9 protein-coding genes are annotated in these 9,789 nt (G+C 44.6%); 6 read left to right on the top strand and 3 right to left on the bottom strand.

The features are described from left to right. Positions 1 to 421: 421 nt before the first annotated feature. Both QZV86_RS08350 and QZV86_RS08345 read right to left on the bottom strand, forming a co-directional pair. A complete protein-coding gene (locus QZV86_RS08350) occupies positions 422 to 712 on the bottom strand; it encodes an Lpp/OprI family alanine-zipper lipoprotein (protein WP_295626125.1) in 291 nt (96 codons plus the stop codon). 269 nt (positions 713 to 981) lie between these two features. After that, the gene (locus QZV86_RS08345; RefSeq protein ID WP_295626122.1) at positions 982 to 1,488 is read right to left on the bottom strand and encodes a L,D-transpeptidase; all 507 of its coding nucleotides are present in this window, start codon (positions 1,486 to 1,488) and stop codon (positions 982 to 984) included. A 145-nt stretch (positions 1,489 to 1,633) separates the two neighbouring features. Here QZV86_RS08345 and QZV86_RS08340 point away from each other — a divergent pair, with 145 nt between their 5' ends. From QZV86_RS08340 to QZV86_RS08325, 4 genes are read left to right on the top strand one after another with little or no spacing between them, the layout of a single operon-like run. Then, positions 1,634 to 1,864 (top strand): HypC/HybG/HupF family hydrogenase formation chaperone, encoded by a 231-nt coding sequence (locus QZV86_RS08340; protein WP_295626119.1) that lies wholly within the window; start codon positions 1,634 to 1,636, stop codon positions 1,862 to 1,864. A gap of 23 nt (positions 1,865 to 1,887) precedes the next feature. Further along, the gene (hypD, locus tag QZV86_RS08335) at positions 1,888 to 3,042 is read left to right on the top strand and encodes a hydrogenase formation protein HypD (protein ID WP_295626116.1); all 1,155 of its coding nucleotides are present in this window, start codon (positions 1,888 to 1,890) and stop codon (positions 3,040 to 3,042) included. After that, positions 3,042 to 4,100 carry a hydrogenase expression/formation protein HypE gene (gene hypE, locus QZV86_RS08330; protein ID WP_295626113.1) on the top strand — a complete coding sequence of 353 codons (1,059 nt, stop codon included), beginning with the start codon at positions 3,042 to 3,044 and terminating at the stop codon, positions 4,098 to 4,100. Before hypD ends, hypE begins: the two co-directional genes overlap by 1 nt. 10 nt (positions 4,101 to 4,110) lie before the next feature. After that, positions 4,111 to 5,856, top strand: a complete 1,746-nt coding sequence (locus QZV86_RS08325; protein ID WP_295626110.1) for a hydrogenase maturation protein — start codon at positions 4,111 to 4,113, stop codon at positions 5,854 to 5,856. Here QZV86_RS08325 and QZV86_RS08320 read toward each other — a convergent pair. Further along, positions 5,847 to 6,281 carry a hypothetical protein gene (locus tag QZV86_RS08320; RefSeq protein ID WP_295626107.1) on the bottom strand — a complete coding sequence of 145 codons (435 nt, stop codon included), beginning with the start codon at positions 6,279 to 6,281 and terminating at the stop codon, positions 5,847 to 5,849. The two genes, QZV86_RS08325 and QZV86_RS08320, sit on opposite strands and share 10 nt — an antisense overlap. A 237-nt stretch (positions 6,282 to 6,518) precedes the next feature. Here QZV86_RS08320 and QZV86_RS08315 point away from each other — a divergent pair, with 237 nt between their 5' ends. Together QZV86_RS08315 and QZV86_RS08310 are read left to right on the top strand one after the other, a co-directional pair. Then, complete coding sequence (locus tag QZV86_RS08315) at positions 6,519 to 7,760, top strand: TraB/GumN family protein (RefSeq protein ID WP_295626104.1); 1,242 nt, start codon at positions 6,519 to 6,521, stop codon at positions 7,758 to 7,760. 6 nt (positions 7,761 to 7,766) lie between these two features. Continuing rightward, positions 7,767 to 9,623, top strand: coding sequence for an ABC transporter ATP-binding protein (locus QZV86_RS08310; protein WP_295626100.1), 1,857 nt, complete (start codon positions 7,767 to 7,769; stop codon positions 9,621 to 9,623). Positions 9,624 to 9,789: the final 166 nt, after the last annotated feature.

The following is a 9,789-nucleotide window of genomic DNA, read 5'->3' as shown; positions in this document are numbered from 1 at the left end:
TTCTTATTTAGCAGTGCATATCTGATTGCTGAATTTCTGAGTAAGCTCTATGTAGATCTGACAGCCAGATTGCGTCTTAAAGATAAGAAATAAGGGGAATAATGCAAGAAATAGCACAATTCAAGCCAGAATATGGCAAATTTTAACCCAATATCCCAAAACCGCTCGATTAGCCCTTGGTGTGCGGTGAATTAATCAGTGTTTCCTTAGTTTTCCACGCTCTCTACACCAACCACACAAAGAAAGCGGCAGTTTAATAATTATAAAGGTTATGTCACAACTAATTCTTATAGAATAATATTATTCTTTTATAATCAACTTGTTATGTAGTTTTATGCAATCAAAAAGTCATCTATTATAAATATAATAAAAAACCCCTCCAAAGAGGGGTTTTTTGAATACAATAATAACAACTAACCACTTATTTATGCATAGCTTTCTTAAACATACGATCTATTTTTGATTCTGTATCCAATGAACGTCTGTTTGCTTCGTCTGCAATACGCACTGCATCATTTGCCTTTGCATTGGCAGCATCCGCGGCTTGTTTAGCAGCTGCTGCATCAGCCTTCGCAGAAGCAATATCAGCGATATGTTTATTTTGCAATTCTTCTAATTGACCAGTCGTAGCACAACCCGTCAATCCAATAAAAGCACCTGCCACTACTGCCAGTGCTAACATACGTACTGGATGCTGAATTTTTCCTTTCATTCCGATCTCCTCAGTTGTTTATTCTATTCAATATGCACAAATATTCACAACTTTACTAGTTGCTAATAGAAAATACCAGCAACGCATTGGAATCTTATCTGATTTCTTTCGCAAAATAAATGGATTTTATGACAAATTTACCAACAGCCTAGCTACAAACACAACAAGTTATACACTAAGCGTATAATAAAATGTATATTCTTCTGCAAGTTTAAACTCAAGCAGCCAACACAAAGTCATAAAAATCATATGAATTGGGTGTACTACTGCTAACGGATGTTCACCCATATACCAGGTTTAATCCATCTACCCAGCTGATCTATTTGCTCATTTGTCAACGCAACACAACCATTTGTCCAGTTGTATTTATAATGAATTTCTTGATCGCCTCTTCCAATACCATGTATTCCGATATGTCCACCAAGCAATGTATCCTGTGGAGGTGTTCTGCCTCTGCTTTTTGCTTGCTTGATTGACAACCACGTTTCTTCGTCAATCCTATTTTCTTCCAACGCACGATTTGCTGTGTCAAGATTGGGATAATTAAGACCAAAAAAACGATAATAGCGGCTTTTCTCATTAACCCAGCCGACCCTGAATCTACCCAAAGGGGTTTTGTCATCTTTAGTCATCTTAGACCAAGTGGTGCCATAACGGCCAATGGCGACATTCTCAAAAATTGCTTTAACACTATCGCCTTGCATCACTAACAATGTTTGCTCTGCCGTATCTACATCAATCCATACTCCGTTATCAGCTCGAACAGTATTTTGCATAACTGAAAAGACAAACAGTCCAATTATTAAAATTTTTAAGAAATATCTAAGAAAATTTAGCCAAATCACTTTTCAAGTCTATTCGTTAGTTGGAATAATTAATTATGTCATAATTTCAGCTTCTAGAAACTCACATTAAACGCGTATGTGTCTCGCTATTCCTGCCTACGTTGAGCAATTGACAACTAACAATCATGCGCTAGTAAATATAAGCGGCATTCGCAAAGAAATCTCTCTGGCACTCGTCGAAGATATTGTTCCTGGAGATTATATTATTTTACATGCAGGTTTTGCACTACAGAAACTGGACCCGGCAGAAGCAGAACTGACTCTAGCAATGTTTGCTGAAATTTCCTCCATCAACAGAAGCCCATGATTCGATAAAGCGAACAACACGACATGAAATACATTAATGAATTCCGTGAAGGCACTTTAGCAGAGAACATCGCAACCAATATCGCAGCTGAAGCAAATCCTCTACGTCATTACCATTTCATGGAATTTTGTGGCGGCCATACACACGCCATCTCGCGTTTCGGTCTAGTCGACCTATTACCAGACAATGTGCACATGATTCATGGCCCTGGTTGTCCAGTATGCGTTTTACCTATGGGCCGCGTGGAAAATGCAATCCAACTGGCTCAAACAAAGGATCTGATATTATGCAGTTACGGTGATATGTTGCGCATACCCACTGCAAGCGGCATGAGTTTACAGAAAGCAAAAGCACGAGGTGCAGACGTACGTATGATTTATTCCAGCGCAGATGCGATAAAAATTGCACAAGAAAATACGCAACATCAGGTGGTATTTTTTGCCATTGGATTTGAAACCACTACACCGCCGACGGCTGTTGCAATCAAACAAGCACAAGCGCTTGGTCTGGATAATTTCACGGTATTTTGCAATCACGTCCTGACGCCCTCAGCGATTTCCCATATCCTGCAGTCACCTGAAGTCCGCGAATTTGGCGTAGTTCCATTAGATGGCTTTATCGGACCAGCCCATGTATCCGTTGTAATTGGCAGCCGCCCCTACGAATATTTTGCCGAAGAATTTCAGAAACCTGTTGTCATTGCAGGCTTTGAACCCCTCGATGTACTGCAAGCCATACTGATGCTAATACGCCAAATCAATTCAGGCCGTGCAGAAGTTGAAAACGAATTTACTCGGGCAGTTTTGCCAACCGGAAACATCAAAGCGCAATCGCTCGTAGCTGAAGTATTCGAATTGCGTCGAGTCTTCGAATGGCGCGGCCTGGGATTAGTGCCCTACAGCGCGCTAAAAATCAAATCAGGCTATGCCGACTTTGATGCGGAATGTCGTTTTCAAATTCCAGCACTGTCGATCGCCGACAACAAAGCTTGCGAATGCGGCGCCATTTTACGCGGAGTCAAACGGCCGCAAGATTGCAAAATTTTTGGCACAGTCTGCACCCCCGAAAACCCGATCGGTTCCTGCATGGTGTCCTCGGAGGGCGCTTGCGCCGCTCATTACAGTTATGGTCGCTTCCGAGAAAAAAATCATACACATCCTGCAACATCGGAGAACTAATGTCCAACAAAGGAAAAGTCAAATTTGGTTACACGCGCGCGCTTGACTTGAAACATGGCTGCATCGAGATGGTTCATGGCGGCGGCGGGCGCTCGATGGCGCAGTTGATTCAACAGCTGTTTGTTGCAGCGTTCGATAATGAATTCTTAAAACCAATGAATGATCAAGCTTGCTTTCCGGGTTTTAATGGACGCATGGTCATGTCTACTGACAGCCATGTGATAACGCCCTTATTTTTCCCCGGCGGAGATATTGGTAGCTTATCGATTCATGGCACCATCAATGACATCGCCATGTCCGGTGCCAAACCTTGTTATCTAGCTGCCAGCTTTATTCTGGAGGAAGGTTTCCCACTGGCTGATTTGAAGCGCATTGTTGATTCCATGGCGCAAGCGACAAAAGCAGCCAAAGTACCCATTGTTACCGGTGATACCAAGGTGGTAGAAAAAGGCAGTGGTGACGGTGTGTTCATCACCACAACCGGAATTGGCATGGTCCCTGAAGGTATAAATATCTCCAGCGAGAATGCACGGCCTGGCGACAAAATTTTAGTATCCGGCACTTTGGGAGATCATGGTATCGCCGTCATGGCGTGGCGTGAAAATTTGTCTTTTCAAACTAACATTGAATCCGACACCGCCGCTTTGCATGATCTGGTCGCTACAATGATCAGCGCAACACCAAACATCCACGTACTACGTGACCCTACGCGCGGCGGCGTTGCCACAGCACTCAACGAAATCGCACAGCAATCATCGATAGGAATGATGCTCTATGAAAATAAACTGCCTATTCAAGAACAAGTCCAAGCCGCCTGCGAATTTCTCGGCTTCGATCCATTGTATATTGCTAATGAAGGTAAGCTTATTGCAATCTGCGCAGCGGAGGATGCTGAAAATTTGCTAACTGTGATGCAAACCCACCCACTGGGTAAAAATGCCGCCATAGTGGGTGAAATCATCGAAGACACGCATTGCTTTGTGCAAATGCAAACCCGCTTTGGTAGCAAACGTATCGTTGACTGGTTAAACGGCGAGCAATTACCGCGCATCTGCTAAGCCTTGCACATTGAAAATTCTATTCCTAACACACAGCTTCAATTGCCTGACACAACGCTTGTTTGTTGAGTTAACCCAGCTCGGGCACGACATTTCGATTGAATTTGATATTAACGGCGCTGTCACCTGTGAAGCTGTCGAGCTGTTTCAGCCTGATCTGATTATTGCACCCTTTCTGAAACGTGCCATCCCTGAAACAATCTGGCGCAAACTGCCCTGTTTTATCGTGCATCCGGGAATTGCTGGAGATCGCGGTCCATCCGCGCTGGACTGGGCCATCATGAAAAATCAATCAGAATGGGGAGTAACAGTATTACAAGCCAATGCTGAAATGGATGCCGGTGATATCTGGGCAACAGAATCTTTTCCGCTGCGTTACGCCAGCAAAAGCAGCCTATATCGCCATGAAGTCGTTGAAGCTGCAACCGGCGCAGTACTAACAGCAATAAAACGTTTTCTATCCGGATCATACCGCCCCACCCCACTGGATTACTCACATTCGGATGTGCATGGCCGCTTACATAGCCCGATGCGACAAATCGATCGCAGCATCGACTGGCAACAAGACAATACACACATCGTTATTAGAAAAATTCATGCTGCCGATGGATTTCCTGGGGTACTCGATACGCTGTTTGGTGAATCTTATTATCTGTTTGATGCCCACCATGAAGAAAAACTGACTGGTGAACCAGGAACTATCATAGCCAAGCGCAATAATGCGATTTGCCGTGCTACCATCGATGGCGCAGTGTGGATTGGTCATTTAAAACGTAAAAATGGCACTGAACAGGCTTTTAAACTGGCTGCTACTATGGTTTTAAAGAATCACCTAGATGATGTACCCGAAATACCCTCAGCCCCCTTTGCAGTAAAGCTGAGTGAAACCTATCGTGATATTTGGTTTGAGCAGAAAAATGATGTCGGTTACCTGCACTTTGTATTTTATAACGGCGCTATGGATACCACGCAATGCGAGCGCCTGCGAGATGCATATCTCGCGGCGACTGAACGCAAAGTTCGCGTTATCGTGCTAATGGGTGGATCTGATTTCTGGTGCAACGGCATTCATCTCAATCATATCGAAAATGCCACCAGCCCTGCCGATGAATCCTGGTGCAATATCAATGCCATGAATAATTTGGTACAAACTATCATTACCAGCGATCGACAGCTCACGATTGCTGCACTGCAAGGCAATGCTGGTGCTGGAGGAGTCTTTTTATCACTGGCTGCTGATTATATTTTTACGCGCGCCAGTATCATCCTGAACCCGCATTATAAAAGCATGGGCAACCTTTACGGCTCGGAGTACTGGACCTATTTATTACCTCGGAGAGTTAGTTCATTGAATGCGAAATTATTGATACAGAATCGCCTCCCTGTCGGCGCCATGGAAGCCAGAAATATTGGGCTGATTGATGACTGCTTCAATTTAAATCTGGAAGATTTCAGAAAAAAAATAATGAGCACTGCGGAAACACTCGCAGCTCGCCTAGATTTCCCTTCGCTCCTGCAACAAAAAATACATCAGCGCCAATCGGACGAGCAACAAAAGCCATTACAAAGCTACCGTGACCATGAACTTAAGCATATGCAACTTAATTTCTATGGCTTTGACCCCAGTTATCACGTCGCACGTTATCATTTTGTGCACAAAAGCCCCCATGCTTGGACACCCCGCTACCTTGCCCAGCATCGCCGATTTTCACAAACCTCTATCAATAACACACGGCTCCATCACAGCTACCTTTGACTAGCGACCGGATTGGGTATAATTGTCTCCACCAGATCAGGATCAAATTCAGGAGGTTTTTCAGCAGGAGGAATTACACCTGGACACTGTTTAATAGCCGCCCATTGTTGTATCGCATCATACTCACTTTTAAGTTGAGCATACTCAGCTTCTTGCTCTTTAGTTGCCGCCAACGCAAATAATGCTGTCCATGAAAGTGATAAATCTGCATCTAGCGCCAACTTATCATTGGCCGAATTTGATCTACCTGTTAACTGACTGACTCTAGCTTGAATTCGCTCAATCTCAACCAATAATTCAGCGCAGCTATAAGTCTGAAATTGCGCGGGTGATATATAAGGCGAATTAAGTTTTTCTGATGAAGACACACAACTAGACAACATAATAGCTGCGGCAAAAAGAACAGCAGTAAAAAGTTTCTTCATGACAATTACTTTTCCCTCGTATTTATTTATGCGTACAAATAACTATCACGCTACTATCTATTTTGTTGAATTGTACACCGATACCACAACTCTTTACATCTACCAATGCTTTTGCTCCATTACTCAACCTTACCCAAATTTCATCCACTCTAGCTATCGTCGTGATAACTACTGTACTGTTATGCAATACTGGTATCATCCGCCATTCCTTAATGATTTATTTTCATCCAATAACCCATGGTCAATATTGAAGAGCAACCTACTGAAGAACCGGGCATATCTAGCATTCATGCTGAGCCAATCAAAACTATTAAAGTCAACAACTGCAGCATCACATTACTGGGAACTGCGCATGTCTCAAAAGCGAGCGCAGATAAGGTGCAGGAGTTAATTGCGACGGGAAATTATGATGCGGTGGCGGTTGAATTGTGCCCAAGCCGACACAAAGTCATCGTCAACCCCGACGCTATGGCTAAAATGGATCTATTCCAAGTAATCAAAAAAGGCCAAGCCAGCATGGTCGCTGCTAGTCTCGCATTAGGCGCCTTCCAACAACGTATGGCGGAACAGTTTGGTATTGAGCCGGGCGCTGAAATGCGTGTCGCCATTAAAGATGCGCAAGATGCTAAATTACCAGTTTTATTGATAGATCGAGAAATCGGCACAACGATGAAACGGATTTATCACAACGTTCCCTGGTGGAAGCGTATGAATCTTTTTGCCGGTTTGATAGGCAGTGTCATCAGCAAAGAAAAATTCAGCGCCGAGGAAATTGAGAAACTCAAAGAAGGTGATGTTCTGGAAAGTTCTTTTTCACAGTTCGCCGAAAATGAAAAAGACCTATTTCATCCCCTCATCAGTGAGCGCGACGAATACATGTCCGCCCGCCTGCTCAAAGAAAGCAAAGAAAACAACTACCAGCATATCCTCGCGGTGATTGGCGCCGGCCACCTGAATGGCATGACGCAGCAGCTTGAGACACAAAGCATCACCCATCCGGATGAGCGAATTGCACATTTGGATACTATTCCCCCTTCCTCGCAATGGCTCAAATTTATACCGTGGCTGATTGTTGCACTCATACTCACAGGATTTGTTATTGGCTTTATGCGCAGCCCGGAACTGGGGACAGCCATGGTCGTTAGTTGGATCGTGATCAATGGCGGGCTTTCGGCGCTGGGTGCAGCGATAGCTTTTGCGCATCCGCTCTCGATTCTGACCGCTTTTCTGGCAGCTCCGCTAACATCACTCAATCCAACCATTGGTGCAGGCATGGTAGTGGCCGCCGTAGAAACTTATTTGCGTAAGCCGAAAGTTGGCGATTTTAACCGACTCAGAACTGACACAACCACATTGAAAGGCTGGTGGAGCAATCGGGTAACTCGTATCTTGCTGATTTTTATTTTATCTACATTGGGTTCTGCAATTGGTACTTATGTCGCTGGATTCAGAATCTTCGAGCAGCTTAGCTCAAGTTAGGCGGCTATGCTCGGCTTCTTCGAACGCCTGATCAACCCTTACCCTCCGGAGCACCCCATTGAACCGCCGCAGGGGTTGTACCAGTTTTGCCGCCACTACACTCAGGGAATCGAACCTTATCTTGTGTTGTTAGCGATTCTGACCACTTGCCTTGCAGTCAGTGAGGCCATGCTCTACAGCGTTCTGGGACAAATGGTCGATTGGCTAGCAGAAAGGAAAACCGAACACTTTCTGGAAGAGGAATGGCCAACCTTACTGGGCATGTCAGTTTTCATTCTGATAGTAATACCGCTATTAGTATTAATGCACTCATTAGTAATCCACCAAACACTGATGGGCAATTTCCCCATGCGTGTCCGCTGGATGTCACACCGCTATCTGCTTAACCAAAGCTATGCATTCTTTCAGCACGAATTCAGCGGGCGCATCGCCACCAAAGTCATGCAAACTGCAATATCAGTCCGGGAAACCGTACTCAAGCTGATCGATGTCATGCTATTTGTATCGGTTTACTTGACCACCACCTTATTCCTGGTCGTCAATGCAGATCCGGTTTTATGTGTGCCCTTGCTGATTTGGCTTGTTTTATATATTGCCATCCTGTCATATTTTGTCCCGCGTTTAAAACGTATATCCACCTTACAAGCCGATGCACGTGCACTCATGACCGGCCGTATTGTTGACAGTTACACCAACATCCTGACATTGAAACTGTTTTCACGCAGTCAACGTGAATCAGCGTACGCTCAGGCAGGCATGGAAGAATTCATGGCAACGGTGCACCCACAAATGCGCTTATCAACAGGCCTGAATTTTTGTGTTTGGGTCATCAATATGATGATGGTATTCGCAACCGGCGCATTGAGTCTGACGATCTGGCAACAAGGTGATATTGGGCCAGGTGCCATAGCAATTGTCATGAGTCTCGCTATCCGGCTGACCGGCATGTCACATTGGATCATGTGGGAAGTTAACACGCTATTCGAGAACATGGGTACAGTCCAAGACGGCATCAACACGATTTCCAAACCACAGCTTGTCACTGACCTGCGTGATGCCAAAGAGTTACAAGTACATCAAGGCACCATCCACTTCAGCCATATTTCCTTTTCCTATTACTCTGAGTATCGAGAATCCCTCAACATTTTCAATGATCTCAATTTGCACATTGCCGCTGGCGAGAAAGTGGGCATTGTGGGTCGATCAGGTGCTGGCAAATCGACCTTCGTCAGCCTGTTATTGCGTTTCTACGATACGCAGCAAGGCAGCATCACCATCGACAAACAGGATATTCGCACAGTAACACAGGATAGCCTACGCGCTAATATTGCCATGGTGACGCAGGATACTTCCCTGCTGCATCGATCGGTGCGCGATAACATCCTGTTTGGCAGACCAGATGCAACCGAAGACCAAATGGTCACAGCTGCCAAACAAGCTCAGGCGCATGAATTCATTCTATCATTGAGGGATATTAAAGGTCGAACAGGCTATGACGCTCATGTCGGTGAACGTGGTGTCACATTATCGGGTGGTCAACGGCAACGCGTTGCCATCGCTCGTGTGCTGTTAAAAAATGCACCCATTTTAGTCCTTGACGAAGCCACTTCAGCATTGGATTCCGAAGTCGAAGCCAGCATTCAGCAAAGCCTCTACAAGCTTATGGAAGGAAAAACGGTGATCGCGATCGCGCACCGACTCTCGACGATCGCTGCAATGGATCGGCTTATTGTATTTGACAAAGGCCGCATCGTTGAGCAGGGCAGCCACGCCAAACTCATTGCCAACAATCAACTTTATGCGCAATTATGGAATCATCAATCAGGTGGATTCCTCGGGTTACTAGAAAATGATCTGTCTTAGCTAAATCAATATAAAAATGTAATCTGCATAACGCATTATAGAGAACTGCAATTCTGCAGCAAATCAAATTCTATCCTTATCATTTAATGATTTAAGGTAATAAAGCTCCTATTTCTCAGATATTGAGAAGTCGCTTGACATGTTTAAATATTAACATTTAGAACTC

This window comes from uncultured Nitrosomonas sp. (genome assembly GCF_902826915.1).
In the GTDB taxonomy this organism is placed as follows: Bacteria; Pseudomonadota; Gammaproteobacteria; order Burkholderiales; family Nitrosomonadaceae; genus Nitrosomonas.
The sequence above is the reverse complement of the archived record's forward strand: the minus strand, read 5'-3'. Positions and strand labels throughout refer to the sequence as shown.

Coding starts and splice junctions, on each gene's coding strand:
- QZV86_RS08310 (WP_295626100.1), top strand. CDS start 7,767: ATGCTCGGCTTCTTCGAACGCCTGATCAACCCTTACCCTCCGGAGCAC.
- hypE (WP_295626113.1), top strand. CDS start 3,042: ATGTCCAACAAAGGAAAAGTCAAATTTGGTTACACGCGCGCGCTTGAC.
- hypD (WP_295626116.1), top strand. CDS start 1,888: ATGAAATACATTAATGAATTCCGTGAAGGCACTTTAGCAGAGAACATC.
- QZV86_RS08345 (WP_295626122.1), bottom strand. CDS start 1,488: ATGCAAAATACTGTTCGAGCTGATAACGGAGTATGGATTGATGTAGAT.
- QZV86_RS08320 (WP_295626107.1), bottom strand. CDS start 6,281: ATGAAGAAACTTTTTACTGCTGTTCTTTTTGCCGCAGCTATTATGTTG.
- QZV86_RS08350 (WP_295626125.1), bottom strand. CDS start 712: ATGAAAGGAAAAATTCAGCATCCAGTACGTATGTTAGCACTGGCAGTA.
- QZV86_RS08315 (WP_295626104.1), top strand. CDS start 6,519: ATGGTCAATATTGAAGAGCAACCTACTGAAGAACCGGGCATATCTAGC.
- QZV86_RS08340 (WP_295626119.1), top strand. CDS start 1,634: ATGTGTCTCGCTATTCCTGCCTACGTTGAGCAATTGACAACTAACAAT.